Source organism: Modestobacter sp. SYSU DS0875 (assembly GCF_054050915.1).
On the sequence record NZ_JBJHAH010000004.1, the window covers coordinates 1 to 19,787 of the forward strand.

The following is a 19,787-nucleotide window of genomic DNA, read 5'->3' on the forward strand; positions in this document are numbered from 1 at the left end:
CCCCCCCCCCCCCCCCCCCCCCCCCCCCCCCCCCCCCCCCCCCCCCCCCCCCCCCCCCCCCCGCCCCCCCCCCCCCCACGACTGTTCACAGGGTGGTCAGCGGGGGCGGCGGGTGCCCCGGCGGACCGGCCTGCTGCGGCTTGTCCGGACGGCTGGTGTGAAGTCGGTCACCGAATGTCCTGGTGTTCCGACGTCCGTCTGTCATAGGCTTCGACCGCTCGACTTTGTGAAGTAGTTCACAAGCGTCCGCCCGGTCCGCCGGGTGGAGGAGAGGTCGCCGCCGTGGTCTGCACAGCGAGGTGCACACGCGAGACCGCCCCGGCGCGTGCCCATCGTGCGCCCCGAGGGGGTGGCCGCTGATGCTGTCGACCTACGCGCCGATCGTCGGCCTCTTCGTCCTCGCCGCGGGCTTCGCGCTCTTCTCGGTCACCGTCGCGCCGTTCGTCGGCCCGCGCCGCTGGAACCGCGCCAAGCTGCAGGCCTACGAGTGCGGCATCGAGCCGGTCGACCAGCCGCTCACCGGTGGCCGCTTCCCGGTGAAGTACTACCTGACCGCGATGTTGTTCATCGTCTTCGACATCGAGATCGTCTTCCTCTACCCGTGGGCGGTCGCCAACGACGCGCTGGGCCTGTGGGGCCTCGTCGCGATGGTCGTCTTCATCGGCACCGTCTTCATCGCCTTCGCCTACGAGTGGCGTCGCGGAGGCCTCGAGTGGGACTGACACCGACCCGGAACGGGGGGCGCTGACATGGGCCTCGAGGAGAAGCTCCCCAGCGGAGTGCTGCTCACCAGCGTCGAGAAGCTGGTGAACTGGACCCGCAAGTCCTCGCTGTGGCCGGCCACCTTCGGGCTGGCCTGCTGCGCGATCGAGATGATGGCCTCCGGCGCCGGCCGCTACGACCTGGCCCGCTTCGGCATGGAGGTCTTCCGCGCCTCCCCGCGCCAGGCCGACCTGATGATCGTCGCCGGCCGGGTGAGCCAGAAGATGGCGCCGGTCCTGCGCCAGATCTACGACCAGATGCCCGAGCCGCGGTACGTGCTCGCCATGGGCGTCTGCGCCAGCTCCGGCGGGATGTTCAACAACTACGCGATCGTGCAGGGCGTCGACCACGTCGTCCCCGTCGACATGTACCTGCCCGGCTGCCCGCCGCGGCCGGAGATGCTCACCGACGCGATCCTCAAGCTGCACCACAAAATCCAGCACCAGCCGCTGGGCGCGAAGCGGGCCCGGGAGCTGGCCGCCGCCCGCGCCGACGGCACCGCTCCCGACCTGCACCTCGAGATGCCCTCCAGCGTGCGGTTCGACAAGGAGCAGCGGCGCGCCTACGAGGAGGCCGCGGCCGCCGGCCGCACCGGCCAGTTCGCCATCGAGCAGCGCGGCGGCAACGCCGTCGCCCTGCCCGGCGCCGAGCCGGGAGCGCGACGGTGAGCGACGAGGCGGGCTTCGGGGCGGCGACGGCACCGGGCGGGGGATTCCGCAAGGGCGCCTTCGGGGTCACCGGCAGCGGCGACACCTCCGGCTTCGGCGGCCTGGTCCGGGTCGAGCCCGGCGGCGCGGTCGCCCTGCACTCCACCGACCGGCCCTACGGCGGCTGGTTCGACGAGGTCGCCGACGCGCTCATCGACGCCGTCGGCCAGGCCACCTACGACGCCGCCGTCCAGCGGGTGCTCGTCGACCGCGGCGAGATCACCTGGTTCCTCCACCGCGAGCACCTGCTCACCTTCGTCCGTGCCCTGCGGGACGACGAGGCGCTGCGCTTCGAGCTGCTCTCCAGCGTCTCCGGCGTCGACTACCTCGACAGCGGCGGCCCGGAGGTCTCGCCCGGGCGCCCCCGGCTGCACGTCGTCCACCACCTGACCTCGATGACCTACCGCCGCCGCATCCGGCTGGAGGTGGCGGTGACGGCCGAGGACCCGCACGTCCCCTCGGTCACCGGCGTCTACCCGACGGCGGACTGGCACGAGCGCGAGGTCTGGGACATGTTCGGCGTCGTCTTCGACGGCCACCCCGGGCTGACCCGGATCCTCATGCCCGACGACTGGGACGGCCACCCGCAACGCAAGGACTACCCGCTGGGCGGCGTGCCGGTGGAGTACCACGGCGCGACGATCCCGCCCCCCGACGAGCGGCGGAGCTACCGATGACCACGCTGAACGACCCCTACGCCGGGTCGCGGGAGACCACCGAGGGCCGGATCTACACGGTCACCGGCGGCGACTGGGACCAGACCTTCGGCGCCGACACGCTCGAGGACGAGCGGCTCGTGGTCAACATGGGCCCGCAGCACCCCTCCACGCACGGGGTGCTCCGCCTGGTGCTGGACCTCGAGGGCGAGACGGTCACCAAGGCTCGCGTGGTCATCGGCTACCTGCACACCGGCATCGAGAAGACCACCGAGTACCGCACCTGGGTGCAGGGGACAACGCTGGTCACGCGGATGGACTACCTGTCCCCGCTGTTCAACGAGGCCGGCTACTGCCTCGCGGTGGAGAAGCTGCTCGGCATCGAGGCCCCGCCCCGGGCGCAGACCATCCGCGTGCTGGTCATGGAGCTCAACCGGATCGCCTCCCACCTGGTCGCGCTGGCCACCTTCGGCATGGAGATGGGCGCGCTCACCGGGATGACCAACGGCTTCCGCGAGCGGGAGCTGGTCCTCGACCTGCTCGAGGAGATCACCGGGCTGCGGATGAACCACGCCTACATCCGCCCCGGCGGCCTCGCCCAGGACCTCCCCGAGGGGTGCGTCGAGCACATCCGCGAGTTCCTGCAGGTCATGCCCGAGCGGATCACCGGCTTCCACCGGCTGCTCACCGGCCAGCCGATCTGGCAGCGGCGGCTCAAGGACGCCGGCTACCTCGACGTCACCGGCTGCGTCGCCCTCGGCGTCACCGGCCCGGTGCTCCGCGCCGCCGGCCTGCCCTGGGACCTGCGCAAGGTCGAGCCCTACCTGGGCTACGAGACCTACGACTTCGAGGTGGCGACGGCAGACACCTGCGACGCCTGGGGCCGCTACCTGGTGCGGATGAGCGAGGTCAACGAGTCGCTCAAGATCATCGCCCAGGCGCTGGACCGGCTGGAGCCCGGCCCGGTGATGGTCGAGGACAAGAAGATCGCCTGGCCCGCGCAGCTGTCGCTGGGTGCCGACGGGATGGGCAACTCCCTGGACCACGTCCGGCACATCATGGGCCAGTCGATGGAGGCCCTGATCCACCACTTCAAGCTGGTCACCGAGGGCTTCCGGGTACCGGCCGGTCAGGTGTACGTGCCGATCGAGAGCCCGCGCGGCGAGCTCGGCTACCACGTGGTCAGCGACGGCGGCACCCGCCCGTTCCGGGTGCACGTGCGCGACCCCAGCTTCGTGAACCTGCAGGCCACGGCGGCGATGAGCGAGGGCGGGATGATCGCCGACGTCATCGCCGCGATCGCGTCCATCGACCCCGTGATGGGGGGCGTCGACCGATGAGTGCGCTTCCCGGTTCCGCGGAGGGGACGGCGGTCACCGGGCTGGACTCCAGCCCGGTCGAGGCCGCCGCCCCGGACCTGCCGCCGCTGACCGCGCAGACCGAGGCGGAGGCACGGGAGATCATGGCCCGCTACCCGCAGGCCCGCTCTGCGCTGCTGCCGATGCTGCACCTGGTCCAGTCGGTGCAGGGCTACGTCTCCCCGGAGGGCGTCGGCTTCTGCGCCCGGCTGCTCGGGCTGACCAAGGCCGAGGTGGGCGCGGTCGCGACGTTCTACACGATGTACAAACGGCACCCCACCGGCCGGCACCTGGTCAGCGTCTGCACCAACACGCTGTGCGCCGTCCTCGGCGGGCAGCGCATCTACGACGCGGTCTCCGCCGACCTCGGGGTCGGCCACGACCAGACCGCCGCCGACGGCTCGGTCACCCTGGAGCACGCCGAGTGCCTGGCCGCCTGCGACTACGCGCCGGTGGTCACCGTCGACTACGAGTTCTACGACCAGCAGGACGTCGAGTCGGCCCGGGAACTGGTCGCCGCGCTGCGCCGCGGGGAGAAGCCGCCGCCGACCCGGGGCGCCCCGCTCACCGACTTCCGGGGCATCTCCCGCCAGCTCGCCGGCCTGTCCCAGCACGCCGACCTCGCCGCCGAGCGGGCCGCGGTCGACGCGCCGTCCACCGGGGCGCCCACCCTGGCCGGCGTCCGGCTGGCCGCCGAGCGCGGCGAGACCGCGCCGCCGCTCCAGCACCCCGAGCCCGAGTCCGCCCCCGAGCCGGACGTCTCGGAAGCGGCTGGCACGGGGCAGACGGCGAGCGAGCAGGCCGCCGACACCGCCGTCGCCTCGGCCGACACCCCCGCCGAGCGGGCCGGCACCGCGCAGCACCACCCCGACGCCCCCGAGCCTGCCGGTCGCCAACCGGCCGAGCGCGGTCGCGAGGGCACCGACACCCCGCCGACCGGCACCGGCGCCGGCCAGCAGAGCTCGATCGAGCGGGAGGCCTGAGATGCCCCTGACCCCCGTCCTCACCGCACGGTTCGACGCGCCCCGCTCCTGGACGCTGGACACCTACGAACGCCTCGACGGCTACCGGGCGCTGCGGCAGGCGCTGGCGATGGCCCCGGACGACGTCGTCGCGCTGGTCAAGGACTCCGGGCTGCGCGGCCGCGGCGGCGCCGGCTTCCCCACCGGGATGAAGTGGAGCTTCATCCCGCAGCCCAAGCCGGGGGAGGAGCCCACCGGCCCGGCGGCGGCACCGAAGTACCTGGTGGTGAACGCCGACGAGGGCGAGCCGGGCACCTGCAAGGACCTCCCGCTGATGATGGCCGACCCGCACTCCCTGGTGGAGGGGGTGATCATCACCGCCTACGCGATCCGCTCGCACTTCGCGGTGATCTACGTGCGCGGGGAGGCGGTGCACGCCCACCGCCGGCTGATGGCCGCGGTGCAGGAGGCCTACGCCGCCGGCTACCTCGGCCGCGACGTGCTGGGCACCGGCTACGACCTGGAGCTGGTGGTGCACGCCGGCGCCGGCGCCTACATCTGCGGCGAGGAGACGGCGTTGCTGGACTCCCTGGAGGGCTACCGGGGGCAGCCGCGGCTCAAGCCGCCGTTCCCCGCCGTCGCCGGGCTGTACGGCTCCCCGACGGTGATCAACAACGTCGAGACGCTGGCCACCGTGCCGTACGTGGTCCGCGGCGGCGCCGAGTGGTTCAAGACGATGGGCCCGGAGAAGTCACCCGGGCCGAAGATCTACTCGCTGTCGGGCCGGGTGGTGCGCCCGGGGCAGTACGAGGCCCCGATGGGGACGACGATGCGCGAGCTGCTGGAGCTGGCCGGCGGCGTCCGCCCGGGGCACCGGCTGAAGTTCTGGACGCCGGGTGGTTCCTCCACCCCCTACTTCACCCCCGAGCACCTCGACGTCCCGCTGGACTTCGACTCGGTGGCCAAGGCCGGCTCGATGCTCGGCACCACCGCGCTGATGGTCTTCGACGAGACCGACTCCATCGTCGAGGCGACGCTGCGGTTCACCGAGTTCTACGCGCACGAGAGCTGCGGCAAGTGCACCCCGTGCCGGGAGGGCACCTACTGGCTGGTGCAGATCCTGGACCGGCTGGTCCGCGGGGAGGGCCGCGCCGCCGACCTGGACCTGCTCACCGACACCTGCGACAACATCCTGGGCCGCTCGTTCTGCGCCCTCGGTGACGGCGCCACCAGCTGCATCGCCAGCTCGCTGAAGTACTTCAAGGACGACTACGTCGCCCTGCTGCCACCGGAGGAGCAGCACCGGCTGGGCCGGTCGCTCCGTCTCGAGCCCGTCGGAGCGGCGTCATGACCAGGACCCCCGCCGACAGGACCCCCGCCGTCCCCGAGCCGGCGCCGGCGCTGCCGCCGGGCGCGCCCGGCCCGCACACCCCGCCGGACGCCGTGCACCTCACCATCGACGGCTTCCCGGTCGCCGTGCCCAAGGGCACGCTGATCATCCGGGCCGCCGAGATGATCGGCGTGCAGATCCCGCGGTTCTGCGACCACCCGCTGCTGGACCCCATCGGCGCCTGCCGGCAGTGCCTGGTCGAGGTCGAGGGCCAGCGCAAGCCGGTCGCCTCCTGCACCACCCCGGTCAGCCCGGACATGGTGGTGCAGACCCAGCTGACCAGCCCGGTCGCGGACAAGGCGCAGCAGGGCACCATGGAGCTGCTGCTGGTCAACCACCCGCTGGACTGCCCGGTCTGCGACAAGGGCGGCGAGTGCCCGCTGCAGAACCAGGCGATGAGCAACGGGCGCACCGAGTCCCGGTTCGTCGAGACCAAGCGCACCTACCCCAAGCCGCTGCCGATCAGCTCCCAGGTGCTGCTCGACCGCGAGCGCTGCGTGCTGTGCGCGCGGTGCACCCGGTTCAGCCAGCAGGTGGCCGGCGACCCGTTCATCGAGCTGTTCGAGCGGGGCGCGCTGGAGCAGGTGGCGGTCTACGAGGACGAGCCGTTCGAGTCCTACTTCTCCGGCAACACCACCCAGATCTGCCCGGTCGGCGCGCTGACCAGCGCCACCTACCGGTTCCGCGCCCGCCCGTTCGACCTGCGCAGCGAGCCCAGCGTCTGCGAGCACTGCGCCAGCGGCTGCGCCCAGCGCACCGACTACCGGCGCGGCACGGTCACCCGCCGGCTGGCCGGTGAGGACGCGGCGGTCAACCAGGAGTGGAACTGCGACAAGGGCCGCTACGCGTTCCGCTACGCCAGCAGCAACGAGCGGCTGATGACGCCGCTGGTGCGTCGCGACGGGGAGCTGCAGCCGGCGTCCTGGCCGGAGGCCTGGGCCGCGGCAGCCGCGGGCCTGGCCACCGCACGCGCGGCCGGAGGGGTCGGGGTGTTGCCCGGCGGCCGGCTCACCGTCGAGGACGCCTACGCGTACGCCACCTTCGCCCGCGTCGCGCTGGGCACCAACGACGTCGACGCCCGCGCCCGCGCCCACTCCGCCGAGGAGCTGGACTTCCTAACCACGCACGTCGCCGGCACCGCGCCCGGCGCCGGGGCGGTCAGCTACGACGACCTGTCCGCGGCACCCGTGGTGCTGCTGGTCGGCTTCGAGCCGGAGGAGGAGTCGCCGATCGTCTTCCTGCGGCTGCGCCGGGCGGTCCGCACGGCCGGCCTGCAGGTGTTCGACGTCGCTCCCTTCGCCACCCGAGCCGCGGAGAAGCTGCAGGCCACCGTGCTTCCCACGGTCCCGGGCCAGGAGGCCCGGCTGCTGCGCGACCTCATGACCCACCCGGTGGACGGCGTCCTGGCCGAGGTGGCGGCGGCGCTGTTCCGGCCGGGGGCGGTCGTGCTGGCCGGCGAGCGGCTGGCCGAGGTGCCCGGCGCCTACTCCGCGCTGACCGCGCTGGCCGGTGAGACCGGTGCCCGGATCGGCTGGGTGCCGCGCCGGGCGGGGGAACGGGGTGCGGTCGAGGTCGGCGCGCTGCCCACGCTGCTGCCCGGTGGCCGCACCGTGGCCAGCGCCGCCGACCGCGCGGCGGTCAGCCAGCGCTGGGGCGCCGACGTCCCGGCCACCCCGGGCCGCGACCTCACCGGCATCCTCACCGCCGTCCGGGACGGCGCCCTGTCCGGCCTGCTCGTCGGCGGGGTCGACCCGGCCGACCTGCCCGACCCGCTGCTGGCCGAGCAGGCGCTGGCCACCGCCGGGTTCGTGGTGAGCCTGGAGCTCTTCCCGTCCGCGGTCACCGCGCACGCCGACGTCGTCCTGCCGGTCGCCGCGGCACCCGAGAAGGCCGGCGCCTACCTGGACTGGGAGGGGCGGGTGCGCCCGTTCGACGCGACGCTGCACGGCACCGGCCAGCTCAGCGACGGGCGGGTGCTGCAGGGGGTGGCCGAGCACCTGGGCCTACAGCTGCGGCTGGGGTCGGTGACCGAGGTCCGCGCCGAGCTGACCGCCCTGGGTGGAGCCGCGCAGGCGCCCACCGCGGCGGCGCCGGACGTCGAGCCGGCACCGCTGCCGGAGCTGGCCGAGGACCAGGCGGTGCTCGCCTCCTGGCGGCAGCTGCTCGACGTCGGCACGCTGCAGCGGGACGAGCCAGCGCTGGCCGGCACCGCCCGCCCGCCGGTTGCCCGGCTGGGCAAGGACGCCGCCCGCCGGCTGGGCCTCACCGACGGCGACCCGCTCACCGTCACCGGCCCGGCCGGGGCGATCACCCTGCCGGTGCGGCTGGCCGACCTGCCCGACGGGGTCGTCTGGCTGCCGATGCGCTCGCCGGGCAGCGAGGTGCGCAGCCGGCTCGGTGCCGGCCCCGGCGCCGTCGTCCGGCTGGCCGGCCCGCCCCCCACCCCGGCCGTCTCCAGCCTGCAGGGGGAGGGGGCATGAGCGTGCTCGCCGCCGCTGACCAGCCCACACTCGCCGACTTCGGCGGCGACGTGTGGTGGATCGTGCTCATCAAGATCGTCGGCATCTTCGCCGTGCTCGTGCTGATGACGCTGTTCGCGATCGTCTTCGAGCGCAAGGTCGTCGCCCGGATGCAGCAGCGGATCGGGCCCAACCGGGTCGGCCCCCGCGGCTACCTGCAGAGCCTCGCCGACGGGCTGAAGCTGGCGTTCAAGGAGGACATCATGCCGGCGCTGGCCGACCGGCCGGTGTACTTCCTGGCCCCGGTCATCGCCACCATCCCGGCGTTCCTGGCGTTCTCGGTCATCCCGCTGGGCCCGACGGTGAGCATCTTCGGCGAGCGGACGCCGCTGCAGCTCACCGACGCCCCCATCGGCGTCCTCATCGTGCTGGCCTGCTCGGCGATGGGCGTCTACGGCATCGTGCTCGGCGGCTGGGCGTCCGGGTCGACGTACCCGCTGCTCGGCTCGCTGCGCAGCGCTGCGCAGATGGTCAGCTACGAGATCGCCATGGGCCTGTCGATCGTGGCCGTGTTCCTCTACGCGGGCTCCATGTCGACGTCGGAGATCGTCGCCACCCAGGCCGACGGCGTCCCGCTGTTCGGCGGCAGCGTCACCGGCCCCGGCTGGTACGCGCTGCTGCTGCCGGTCTCCTTCGTGATCTACGTGGTCGCCGTCGTCGGAGAGACCAACCGGGCGCCGTTCGACCTCCCCGAGGCCGAGAGCGAGCTGGTCGGCGGCTTCCACACCGAGTACTCGTCGCTGAAGTTCGCGCTGTTCTTCCTGGCCGAGTACATCAACATCGTCACCGTCTCCGCGCTGGCGGCGACGCTCTTCCTCGGCGGCTGGCGGGCGCCCTGGCCGATCTCGATCTGGGACGGCGCGAACACCGGCTGGTGGCCGGTGCTGTGGTTCCTGGCCAAGGTCGTCGTCGCGCTGTTCGTCTTCGTCTGGCTGCGCGGCACGCTGCCCCGGCTCCGCTACGACCAGTTCATGCGCTTCGGCTGGAAGGTGCTGGTCCCGGTCGGGCTGGTGTGGATCCTCGCGGTCGCCACCATGCGCGCCGTGGCCCGCGAGGCCGGCCTCGACGTCGGGCAGGTCGCGGTCCTCGTCGGCGTGCCCGTCGCGCTGCTGATCCTCGGCGGGCTGCTGATCGCCTCGCGGCGGAGCAACCGGGACACCCGGGTGGCCGCGCGCGCCGCCGCGACCGGCGCGCTCAACCCGACCGAGGCCGAGGTGCTGCCACCGACCGGGCAGGGCGCCGACGGCGGTGGCTTCCCGGTGCCCCCGATGGACCTGGTGGTGCCGCCCTCGCCGCGGCTCGGCCGGGAGTCCGTCGGCGCCGGCGCCGTGGTCGGCACCGGCCGGCGCGGCACCCCACCCACCGAACAGGAGGACGGCGATGTCTGAGCAGGCCCCGGCCCGGCGCAGCGGCTCCCGAGCCCTCGGCACCCAGGATGCGGCCCCCCGCACCGACGGCGGTGCCCCGGCCCGGCGCAGCTGGCTGCCCGGTCCCGCGCAGGGCTTCGGCGTCACCTTCGCCACGATGTTCAAGAAGGTGACCACCGAGCAGTACCCGGAGGTCCCGAAGCAGACCAAGCCGCGTTACCACGGGCGGCACGTGCTCAACCGGCACCCCGACGGCCTGGAGAAGTGCGTCGGCTGCGAGCTGTGCGCCTGGGCCTGCCCGGCCGACGCCATCTACGTCGAGGGCGGCGACAACACCGAGGACGCCCGGTACTCGCCCGGCGAGCGGTACGGCCGCGTCTACCAGATCAACTACCTGCGCTGCATCTTCTGCGGGCTGTGCATCGAGGCCTGCCCCACCCGCTCGCTGACCATGAGCAACGACTTCGAGCTGGCCGACGACGACCGACAGAGCCTGATCTACACCAAGGAGCAGCTGATGGCGCCGCTGCTGCCGGGGATGGAGCAGCCACCGCACCCGATGCGGCTGGGCGACGACGAGCAGGACTACTACGTGCGCCAGCCGGAGGCGTCCTCACCCGCCGAGCCGGTCGTGGGGGAGCGGGCATGAGCGTGCTGGCGGCCGTCGCCGACACCGCCGTCCGGCTGGGCACCGCCGAGACGGTGGTGTTCTGGCTGCTCGCCCCGATCGCCCTGGCCGGGGCGCTGGGCATGGTGCTCTCGCGCAACGCCGTGCACTCCGCGCTGTGGCTGGTGACCACCATGCTGGTGCTGGGCGTGTTCTACGTCGTCCAGGAGGCGCCGTTCCTCGGCGCGGTGCAGATCATCGTCTACACCGGCGCGATCATGATCCTCTTCCTGTTCGTGCTCATGCTGGTCGGCCGCGACTCCTCGGACTCGGTGGTCGAGACGCTGCGCGGGCAGCGGGTGGCCGCCCTGGTGCTGGGCGCCGGGTTCGCCGCGCTGGTCGGCGCCGGCATCGCCCGGGCCACCCAGGACCTCCCGGTCACCGGGCTCACCGGGGTGCAGGGCACCGACGGCGGGCCGGCAGCCGGCAACGTCGAGGCGATCGCCGGGGTGCTCTACGGCCGCTTCGTGCTCGCGTTCGAGGTCACCGGCGCGCTGCTCATCGTGGCCGCGGTCGGCGCGCTGCTGCTCACCCACGCCGAGAAGGAGCCCGGCACCCGGCGCAGCCAGAAGGAGCTCTCCCGCGCCCGGTTCCTCACCGACCGGCCGCAGACGCTGCCCGGCCCCGGTGTCTACGCGCGGGCCAACTCCGTCGCCGCGCCCGGCCGGCTGCCCGACGGCCGACCGGCCCCGGACACCCTGCTGGCCGGCGTCGACCCGCAGCCGGTCGACCCGCTGCCCCCGGCCGGCAGCACCGGCATGGAGCGCGAGGGCCTGCCGCACGCGGGCGGCACCGACGCCGCGCTGGGCACGCTCGACGGCGGACGGGGCGACCGATGACGCTCACCAACTACCTGGTGCTCGCGGCGATCCTGTTCACCATCGGCGCGGTCGGCGTCCTCGTGCGGCGGAACGCGATCGTCGTCTTCATGTGCATCGAGCTGATGCTCAACTCGGTGAACCTCACCCTGATCACCTTCGCCCGGGCCACCGGCACCGTGGAGGGCCAGGTCATCGCTCTGTTCGTGATGGTCGTCGCCGCTGCCGAGGTGGTCGTCGGGCTGGCCATCATCATGTCGATCTACCGGACCCGCCGTTCGGCGTCGGTCGACGACGCGAACCTCCTGAAGTACTGAGCGGAACGGGGCCCAGGATGAACGAGGTCGTACCGGCGTCCCTGCCCGTCGACGGGCTGCTCTCGGTCGCCTGGCTGCTCATCGCGCTGCCGCTGGCCGGCGCCGCGGTGCTGCTGCTGGGCGGCCGGCGCACCGACCGCTGGGGCCACCTGCTGGGCACCGCGACCGTGGTCGCCGCGTTCGTGCTGGCCGTGGCCTGCACCGTGCAGCTCAGCGGCCGGCCCGGGCACGCCGCCAGCATCGACCTCTACACGTTCATCGACACCGGCTCCCTCGACGTCACCGCCGGGCTGCTGCTGGACCCGCTGTCGGCGGTCTTCGCACTGCTGATCACCGGGGTCGGCGCGCTGATCCACGTCTACTCGATCGGCTACATGGCGCACGACCCCGGCCGCCGGCGGTTCTTCGCCTACCTCAACCTCTTCGTCGCCGCCATGCTGCTGCTGGTGCTGGGCAACAGCTACGTCGCCCTCTACGTCGGCTGGGAGGGCGTCGGGCTGGCGTCCTACCTGCTCATCGCCTTCTGGTACACCCGCCCGGCCGCGGCCACCGCGGCGAAGAAGGCGTTCGTGATGAACCGGGTCGGGGACGTCGGGCTGGCGCTGGCGGTCTTCCTGATGTTCGCCCAGCTGGGGACGACGTCCTACGCCGGCGTGCTCGGCTCGGTCGGTGCGCTGGCCGGCGGCGTGGTCACCGCGATGGGGCTGCTCCTGCTGCTGGGCGCCTGCGGCAAGTCCGGCCAGTTCCCTCTGCAGGCCTGGCTGCCCGACGCGATGGAGGGCCCCACCCCGGTCTCCGCGCTCATCCACGCGGCCACCATGGTCACCGCCGGGGTCTACCTGATCGCCCGCAGCGCCCCGATCTACGACGCCACGCCCACCGCCCGCACCGTGGTGCTCACCGTCGGCGCGGTCACCCTGCTGATCGGTGCGATCGCCGGCTGCGCCCAGGACGACATCAAGAAGGTGCTGGCGTACTCCACGGTCAGCCAGATCGGCTACATGTTCCTCGCCGTCGGCCTCGGCCCGGTCGGCTACGCCGCCGGCATCGCGCACCTGCTCACCCACGGGTTCTTCAAGGCCGGGCTGTTCCTCGGCGCCGGCTCGGTGATGCACGCGATGGGCGACCGCACCGACATGCGCCGCTTCGGCGGGCTGGCCCGGCGCATGCCGGTCACCTTCGTCACCTTCGGCCTGGGCTACCTGGCGCTGATCGGGTTCCCGTTCCTGTCCGGGTACTGGACCAAGGACGCGATCATCGAGGCCGCGCTGGACCGCGGCGACTGGTCGGGCTGGCTGCTGGGCGGGGTCGCCGTCCTCGGCGCGGGGCTCACCGCCTTCTACATGACCCGGCTGATGCTGATGACCTTCTCCGGCCGGCCCCGCTGGGAGGAAGCCGACTCACCCGCCCCGCCGCCCGTCCCGCACGAGGCGCCGCCGGTGATGACCGCGCCGATGGTGCTGCTCGCCGTCGGCTCGGTCGCCGCCGGGTTCCTGCTGGTGCAGGTCTTCCCGCTGGCCGAGTGGCTCGCCCCGGTGTTCGGCGAACCGGCGGAGGCCGCGCACGTCGTCGCCCCCGCCGTGGTCGGGCTGGTGGTCACGGCGGTGATGGCGGTGGGCGTGCTGGCGGCGTGGCTGCTCGTCGGCCGTCGCGAGGTGCCCACCACCGCCCCGGCCCGGGTCTCGCCGGTGGTCACCGCGGCCCGCCGCGCGCTCTACGCCGACACGGTCAACGAGGCGCTCCTCATGCGCCCGGGCATCTGGCTCACCCGCGCCCTGGTCTTCCTCGACAACCGCGGCGTCGACGGCCTGGTGAACGGCACCGCCGCCGCGCTCGGCGGCTCGTCGTCGCGGCTGGGCAGGGTGCAGACCGGCTTCGTGCGCAGCTACGCGCTGGGGGTGCTCGGCGGCGCGGTGGTGCTCGCCGGTGCGCTGGTGGCGGTGACGACGGCGTGAGCGGGAACGACGGCGGAAGCGCCTGCCCTGGTCGAGAGGACGCCCGATGAGCGAGTTCCCGTACCTGCTGGCGATGATCGCCGTCCCCGCGCTGGCGGCGGCCGTCGTCGCCGCGCTGCCCGCGGCGCGCGCCGGCCTGGCCCGGTCGCTCGCCCTGGGCACCAGCCTGCTGGTGCTGCTGCTCGCCGTGCTGGCCACCGTCGCCTTCGACACCGCCGGCCCCCGGTTCCAGCTGACCACCTCGGTCGCCTGGATCCCGGACTTCGGCGTCGACTTCGCCCTCGGCGTCGACGGGATCGCGCTGGCGATGCTGCTGCTGACCGGCGTGCTGGTGCCGGTCGTCGTGCTCGCGTCGTGGCGCGACGTGGCCCCCGGCCGGCGGTCGATGCGCACCTTCTGGGCCTGGCTGCTGGTGCTGGAGGCCACGCTCGTCGGCGTCTTCGCCGCCACCGACGTCTTCCTCTTCTACGTCTTCTTCGAGGCGATGCTCATCCCGATGTACTTCCTCATCGGCGGCTTCGGCGGACCGAACCGGCAGTACGCCGCGGTGAAGTTCTTCCTCTACAGCCTGCTCGGCGGGCTGGTCATGCTCGCCGCCGTCATCGGCCTCTACGTGGTGAGCAACTCCCAGCTCGGCGCGGGCACCTTCGCCTTCGACGCGCTGCGCCAGCTGGAGATCGACCCGGGGGTGCAGAAGCTGCTGTTCGCCGGGTTCTTCGTGGCCTTCGCGATCAAGGCGCCGCTGGTGCCCTTCCACACCTGGCTGCCCGACTCCGGCGCCGAGGCGCCGATCGGCGGGGCGGTGCTGCTGGTCGGCGTGCTGGACAAGGTCGGCACCTTCGGCTTCCTGCGCTACTGCCTGCCGCTGTTCCCCGACGCCTCCCGCGACCTGGCGCCGGTGGTGCTGGTGCTCGCCGTCGTCGGCATCCTCTACGCGGCGCTGGTGGCGATGGGGCAGACCGACCTGAAGCGGCTGGTGTCCTACACCTCGATCGCCCACTTCGGCTTCATCGCGCTGGGCATCTTCGCCTTCACCACCGAGGCGGTCACCGGCGCGGTGCTCTACATGGTCAACCACGGCATCGCGACCGGGCTGCTGTTCCTGGTCGTGGGCATGCTCATCGCCCGCGGCGGCTCGCGGCGGATCGGTGACTACGGCGGCGTCGCGGCCAAGGCGCCGCTGCTGGCCGGCGCCTTCCTGATCGCCGGGCTGGCGTCGCTGGCGCTGCCGGGCACCAACAGCTTCGTCAGCGAGTTCCTGGTCCTCATCGGCTCGTTCCCGGTGCGGCCTGTGTTCACGATCCTGGCCACCGCCGGCATCGTGCTCGCCGCCCTCTACGTGCTGCTGGTGTACCAGCGCACCATGCACGGCCCGCCGCGTGGCGTCCTCCTGGTGGAGGACCCCGACGGCGGCACGGCCGTCCCGCCGGTGCCCGACGGCACCGGGGGAGCCACCGCGGTGCTCACCGCCCCCGAGCGCACCCGCACCCTGCGGGTGGCCGACCTGAGCCGGCGGGAGCTGGCCGTCGTCGCCCCGCTGGTGGCGCTGGTCCTCGTGCTCGGGTTCGCCCCGCAGCCGTTGATCGACCTGGTGGAGCCCGCGGTCCAGGCGACCGTGGCCGACGTCGGCGGTGACCCGGGCGGCGTCGTCCCGGCCACCGAGGGGACGGGGGAGTGATGGGCGGCATCGGGGCACCGGAGCTGTCGTTCGCGGCGCTCGCGCCGCTGCTGTGCACCTTCGGGGCGGCCTGCCTCGGCGTGCTGGTGGAGGCGTTCGTGCCGCGCGCGGTGCGCCAGCCGGTGCAGGTCGTGCTGGCGCTGGCCGGCACGGTCGGCGCGCTCGTCGCCGTCGTGCTGCTGGCCGGCCGTCCCGCGGCCACCACCGCCGCCGGGGCGCTGGCCGTCGACGGCGTGGCGCTGTTCCTGCAGGGCACCATCGCCGTGCTGGGCGCGCTGTCGGTGCTCCTGTTCGCCGAGCGGTCGCTCGACCCGGCCCGGTCGGCGTTCGTCGCCGCCGCTGCGGTCCCCGCCGGCAGCGTGCGCGACCGGCAGCTCGCCACCGACGAGCGGGTGCAGACCGAGGTCTACCCGCTGGCGTCCTTCGCCGTCGGCGGGATGATGCTGTTCACCGCCGCCAACGACCTGCTGCTGCTGTTCGTGGCGCTGGAGGTGCTCAGCCTGCCGCTGTACCTGATGGCCGGGCTGGCCCGCCGCCGACGGCTACTGTCCCAGGAGGCGGCGGTCAAGTACTTCCTGCTCGGCGCCTTCGCCTCCGCCTTCTTCCTCTACGGGCTGGCGCTGGTCTACGGCGCCACCGGCACGGTCCGGCTGGCCGGGATCCGGGACGCCGTCGCCGGCCAGGGCGCCGGCACCCTGCTCGTGCTGGGCCTCGGGCTGCTGATCGTCGGGCTGATGTTCAAGGCCAGCGTCGCGCCGTTCCACACCTGGACGCCGGACGTCTACCAGGGCGCGCCCACGGCGGTGACCGCCTTCATGGCCGCGGCCACCAAGGTCGCCGCCTTCGGTGCGGTGCTGCGGGTGCTCTACGTCGCCTTCGGCACCGAGGTGTGGGCGTGGCGGCCCCTGGTCTACGGCCTGGCGATCGCCTCGATGGTGGTCGGCGCCGTGCTCGGGCTCACCCAGACCGACCTCAAGCGCATGCTGGCCTACTCCTCCGTGGCGCACGCCGGCTTCCTGCTCACCGGCGTCATCGGTCTGGGCGCCGGGGCCGGCTCGGGCCTGGCCGCGACGATGTTCTACCTGCTCACCTACGGGCTGATGACCCTCGGCGCGTTCGCGCTGCTGACCCTCGTCCGGGACGGCGACGGCGAGGCCACCCACCTCGCCCAGTGGGCCGGCCTGGCCCAGCGTTCCCCGACGGTGGCCGCGCTGATGGCCTTCTTCCTGCTGGCGCTGGCCGGCATCCCGCTCACCAGCGGGTTCACCGGCAAGTTCGCCGTCTTCCGGGCCGCCATCGACGACGGCGCGTGGCCGCTGGTCCTCGTCGCGCTGCTCACCAGCGCCGTCGCCGCGTTCTTCTACCTGCGGGTCGTGGTGCTCATGTACTTCTCCGACCCGGCGCCGGAGGGGCCGACCGTGGGCGTGCCGGGGCTCCCGACCACGGTCGTCCTCGGCCTCACCGCGGCCGCCACCCTGGTGCTCGGCGTCCTCCCCGGCGCCGTGCTGGACCTCGCCGACTCCGCCGCGGTGCTGGTCGGCTGACGGGCGCCCCGACCTGGTGCACGGCCCCGAGCGCCGCCCGGTGCGCCACACCCAGCCGGCGGCAGCTATCTTCGGCTGTTGATGACCGGAGCCGGCACCACCAGCCCGCGGGGCGAGGGGCACGACACCCGGGGGGAGACCGCCCGGCACCGGCCCGCCAGCCCCGCCTCGACGATCGGCCCCTGGCTGCCCGAGGGCGAGCTCGGCGCCGCGCTGGCCGCCGGGCTGGTCCGGGTGGAGGACGCGCTGGCCACCGCGGTGGCCAGCGAGAACGCCTTCGTCAACGAGGCCGCCGGCCACCTGATGGCCGCCGGGGGCAAGCGGTTCCGGCCGATGCTCGCGCTGCTGGCCGCCCAGCTCGGCGACCCGGAGGCGCCGGGGGTGGTCGAGGCCGCCGTCGTCTGCGAGCTGACCCACCTGGCCACGCTGTACCACGACGACGTGATGGACGAGGCCTCCGTGCGCCGCGGCGCTCCCAGCGCCAACAGCCGCTGGGGCAACAGCGTCGCCATCCTCACCGGCGACCTCCTCTTCGCCCGCGCCTCCGACCTCCTCGCCGACCTCGGCCCCGAGGCCGTCCGCGTGCAGGCGCAGACCTTCGAGCGCCTGGTCACCGGCCAGCTGCGCGAGACCGTCGGTGCGCAGCCGGGCCAGGACCCGGTCGCCCACTACCTGGCGGTGCTGGCCGACAAGACCGGCTCGCTGGTCGCGACCTCCGCGCGCTTCGGCGCCTCCTTCGCCGGGGCCGACGCCGAGCTGGTCGGCGCGCTCACCGCGTTCGGCGAGGAGGTCGGCGTCGCCTTCCAGCTCTCCGACGACCTGCTGGACATCGTCAGCACCGACGGCGCGTCCGGGAAGTCGCCCGGCACCGACCTGCGCGAGGGCGTCGCCACCCTGCCGGTGCTCTTCGCCCTCGCCGGCGACGACCCGGCCGAGGCCCGGCTGCGCGAGCTGGTCGCCGGCCCGATCGTCGACGACGCGGCGCACGCCGAGGCGCTGGCCCTGCTCCGCGGTTCGGCGTCGCTGGCCCGCGCCACCGCCGTCACCGAGGAGTACGCCGACCGGGCCCGCGCCCGGCTGGCCGGCGTGCCCGACGGCGAGGTGCGCGAGGCGCTGTCCGCGCTGTGCACCTACGTGGTGACCCGCACCAGCTGATCTGCACGACCGGTCCGGCCCGGGGATGCTGGAGGTGATGAACAGCCTCTCCCGGTCGTCCACCGCCCTCACCGCCGTCCTGCTGCTGGCCGGCTGTGGCAGCTCGTCCGGTGGTGCTGGGGAGGGAACCGGCCCCGACGAGGCCGTCACCAGCCCGCCGTCCGGTGCGCCGGCCCTGGACGTCGAGGTCATCGCCGACGGGCTGGACCACCCGTGGGACGTCGTCCGGGCGCCCGACGGCACCCTGCTGCTCGACGAGCGGGCCGGCGGGTTCGCCGCCGTCCGGCCCGACGGGCGGGTGCAGGAGGTGGACGCCGACCTCGGTGACCTGTTCGTCGCCGGCGAGACCGGCCTGATGGGTCTGGCCCTGGACCCGGCGTTCACCGACAACCGGCGCTTCTACACCTGCCAGGGCGTGCAGGGTGGCGGGGCCGCGTCGATCGAGGTCGTCGCCTGGACCGTCACCGACGACTGGTCCGGTGCCTCCCGGGTCGACGACCCGCTGGTCGGTGGCATCCCGGTCAACGAGGACAGCGGCCGACACGGCGGGTGTCGTCTGGTCTTCGCCCCCGACGGCGCCCTGCTCGTCGGCACGGGGGACAACGCGGTCGGCACCAACCCGCAAGACCTCGGGTCGCTGGCCGGGAAGGTGCTCCGGGTCGACCCGGCCACCGGGGAGGCGCTGCCCGACAACCCGTTCGTCGGCACGGACGGCGCGGCGGACCGGATCTGGACGTACGGGCACCGGAACGTGCAGGGCCTGGCCGTGCGCCCGGACTCCGACCAGGTCTTCTCGGTCGAGCACGGGCCCGACCGGGACGACGAGGTCAACCTGCTGCAGCCCGGCGGCAACTACGGCTGGGACCCCGTGGGGCAGGGGGAGTACGACGAGAGCGTCCCGATGACCGACCCGGAGCTCGGGGACGTCGTCCCGGCGGTCTGGAGCTCCGGGGCCCCGCCCATCGCGCCGAGCGACGGCACCTTCCTCGACGGTGACCAGTGGGCCGACTACGACGGGCTCCTCCTGCTCGGAGCGCTGCGCGGGGAACACGTCCTCGCGCTCCGCCTTGACGACGCCGGTGCCCTCGTCGAGCAGTTCCGGCTGCCGGAGCTGGACGGCACCTACGGACGGATCCGCACGGTGGAACAGGGCACCGACGGCGCCCTCTACGTCACCACCGACAACGGTGGTGGCGAGGACGTCGTCCTGCGGGTCACCCCCCGGCGCTAACCCGCCCGGACACCCGGGCCGGCACCGGCGTCCCGGCCGGCAGCAGGGGGTCGGGCACGGGGTCGCCGAAGACCGTGTGCACGGGGAGCACGCCACCCCAGACCGGCGTACCCAGGTCCCGCTCGTCGTCCCCGGGCGGGCCGCTGCGGGCCTTGACGCTGGCCTCGCCGAGGTGGAGCGCCAGTACGGCCGTGGCGGCGAGCTCCCTGCGGTCGGGCAGTCGGGTGGTGCTCCAGGAGCCCGGCGCCAGGTGCTCGGTCAGCACGGTCAGCCCGTGCCGGCGCTCGTCCGGGTCGGTGAGCAGTCGCAGCACGCCGTGCACCACGGCGCAGCGGTAGTTCATCGAGTGGTGGAAGACCGAGCGTGCGTAGACGACACCGTCGAGCAGCGTGACGGTGAAGCAGACCGGCGCCCCGGCCGCGGCGGCCCGGAGCGTCGCCGCCCCGGTCGATCCGTGCAGGTAGAGCGTCTCGCCGTCCCGGCCGTACCCGGTGGGGAGCACCACCGGGGCGTCCCCCAGCTGTACGCCGAGGTGGCCGACGAGCCCGGCGTCGAGCACCGCGTAGAGCTCGGCCCGGTCGGTGCGGGCTCGCACGGGATTGCGGCGGACCGTGCTGCGGGTGGTCGGGGAGAGCGGTGCGGTGTCCACGCCGATCAGCCTGACCGCGCCTGTGGCATCGTCCCAGGTCCAATCCGTCGCT

At 73.8% G+C, this 19,787-nt stretch carries 17 protein-coding genes; 16 read left to right on the forward strand and 1 reads right to left on the reverse strand.

From position 1 onward, the window contains the following. The first annotated feature begins 359 nt into the window (after window positions 1-359). From ACI79Y_RS02900 to ACI79Y_RS02975, 16 genes are all read left to right on the forward strand, one after another. A complete protein-coding gene (locus ACI79Y_RS02900) occupies window positions 360-722 on the forward strand; it encodes an NADH-quinone oxidoreductase subunit A (RefSeq protein ID WP_457157049.1) in 363 nt (120 codons plus the stop codon). A 27-nt stretch (window positions 723-749) separates the two neighbouring features. Further along, window positions 750-1,430: a NuoB/complex I 20 kDa subunit family protein gene (locus ACI79Y_RS02905; RefSeq protein WP_457157050.1), complete on the forward strand. Its 681-nt coding sequence runs from the start codon at window positions 750-752 to the stop codon at window positions 1,428-1,430. After that, window positions 1,427-2,146 carry an NADH-quinone oxidoreductase subunit C gene (locus ACI79Y_RS02910; RefSeq protein ID WP_457157051.1) on the forward strand — a complete coding sequence of 240 codons (720 nt, stop codon included), beginning with the start codon at window positions 1,427-1,429 and terminating at the stop codon, window positions 2,144-2,146. The genes ACI79Y_RS02905 and ACI79Y_RS02910 overlap by 4 nt, the downstream gene beginning before the upstream one ends. After that, window positions 2,143-3,465, forward strand: coding sequence for an NADH-quinone oxidoreductase subunit D (locus tag ACI79Y_RS02915; RefSeq protein WP_457157052.1), 1,323 nt, complete (start codon window positions 2,143-2,145; stop codon window positions 3,463-3,465). Before ACI79Y_RS02910 ends, ACI79Y_RS02915 begins: the two co-directional genes overlap by 4 nt. After that, the gene (nuoE, locus tag ACI79Y_RS02920) at window positions 3,462-4,466 is read left to right on the forward strand and encodes an NADH-quinone oxidoreductase subunit NuoE (RefSeq protein WP_457157053.1); all 1,005 of its coding nucleotides are present in this window, start codon (window positions 3,462-3,464) and stop codon (window positions 4,464-4,466) included. Before ACI79Y_RS02915 ends, nuoE begins: the two co-directional genes overlap by 4 nt. A 1-nt stretch (window position 4,467) precedes the next feature. Beyond that, window positions 4,468-5,796 (forward strand): NADH-quinone oxidoreductase subunit NuoF, encoded by a 1,329-nt coding sequence (gene nuoF / locus ACI79Y_RS02925; RefSeq protein WP_457157054.1) that lies wholly within the window; start codon window positions 4,468-4,470, stop codon window positions 5,794-5,796. Next, on the forward strand, window positions 5,793-8,315 hold the full coding sequence (locus tag ACI79Y_RS02930) for an NADH-quinone oxidoreductase subunit G (RefSeq protein WP_457157055.1): 2,523 nt from the start codon (window positions 5,793-5,795) through the stop codon (window positions 8,313-8,315). The genes nuoF and ACI79Y_RS02930 overlap by 4 nt, the downstream gene beginning before the upstream one ends. Beyond that, on the forward strand, window positions 8,312-9,742 hold the full coding sequence (gene nuoH / locus ACI79Y_RS02935) for an NADH-quinone oxidoreductase subunit NuoH (protein ID WP_457157056.1): 1,431 nt from the start codon (window positions 8,312-8,314) through the stop codon (window positions 9,740-9,742). Before ACI79Y_RS02930 ends, nuoH begins: the two co-directional genes overlap by 4 nt. After that, window positions 9,735-10,370: an NADH-quinone oxidoreductase subunit NuoI gene (gene nuoI, locus ACI79Y_RS02940; protein ID WP_457157057.1), complete on the forward strand. Its 636-nt coding sequence runs from the start codon at window positions 9,735-9,737 to the stop codon at window positions 10,368-10,370. The genes nuoH and nuoI overlap by 8 nt, the downstream gene beginning before the upstream one ends. Next, window positions 10,367-11,227, forward strand: coding sequence for an NADH-quinone oxidoreductase subunit J (locus tag ACI79Y_RS02945; RefSeq protein ID WP_457157058.1), 861 nt, complete (start codon window positions 10,367-10,369; stop codon window positions 11,225-11,227). The genes nuoI and ACI79Y_RS02945 overlap by 4 nt, the downstream gene beginning before the upstream one ends. Beyond that, window positions 11,224-11,523, forward strand: a complete 300-nt coding sequence (nuoK, locus tag ACI79Y_RS02950) for an NADH-quinone oxidoreductase subunit NuoK (RefSeq protein WP_457078634.1) — start codon at window positions 11,224-11,226, stop codon at window positions 11,521-11,523. The genes ACI79Y_RS02945 and nuoK overlap by 4 nt, the downstream gene beginning before the upstream one ends. 17 nt (window positions 11,524-11,540) lie before the next feature. Further along, the gene (gene nuoL / locus ACI79Y_RS02955; protein ID WP_457157059.1) at window positions 11,541-13,478 is read left to right on the forward strand and encodes an NADH-quinone oxidoreductase subunit L; all 1,938 of its coding nucleotides are present in this window, start codon (window positions 11,541-11,543) and stop codon (window positions 13,476-13,478) included. Between the two features lie 46 nt (window positions 13,479-13,524). Continuing rightward, complete coding sequence (locus ACI79Y_RS02960; RefSeq protein WP_457157060.1) at window positions 13,525-15,156, forward strand: NADH-quinone oxidoreductase subunit M; 1,632 nt, start codon at window positions 13,525-13,527, stop codon at window positions 15,154-15,156. Then, entirely contained in the window at window positions 15,156-16,700 is a 1,545-nt protein-coding gene (gene nuoN / locus ACI79Y_RS02965; protein WP_457157061.1) for an NADH-quinone oxidoreductase subunit NuoN, read from the forward strand. The genes ACI79Y_RS02960 and nuoN overlap by 1 nt, the downstream gene beginning before the upstream one ends. Before the next feature lie 81 nt (window positions 16,701-16,781). Further along, the gene (locus ACI79Y_RS02970) at window positions 16,782-17,855 is read left to right on the forward strand and encodes a polyprenyl synthetase family protein (protein WP_457157062.1); all 1,074 of its coding nucleotides are present in this window, start codon (window positions 16,782-16,784) and stop codon (window positions 17,853-17,855) included. 37 nt (window positions 17,856-17,892) lie between these two features. Next, window positions 17,893-19,086, forward strand: a complete 1,194-nt coding sequence (locus ACI79Y_RS02975) for a PQQ-dependent sugar dehydrogenase (RefSeq protein WP_457157063.1) — start codon at window positions 17,893-17,895, stop codon at window positions 19,084-19,086. On the opposite strand, the gene ACI79Y_RS02980 is transcribed toward ACI79Y_RS02975, so the two are convergent. Beyond that, window positions 19,070-19,735, reverse strand: coding sequence for a pyridoxamine 5'-phosphate oxidase family protein (locus tag ACI79Y_RS02980; RefSeq protein WP_457157064.1), 666 nt, complete (start codon window positions 19,733-19,735; stop codon window positions 19,070-19,072). The two genes, ACI79Y_RS02975 and ACI79Y_RS02980, sit on opposite strands and share 17 nt — an antisense overlap. Between the last annotated feature and the right edge of the window lie 52 nt (window positions 19,736-19,787).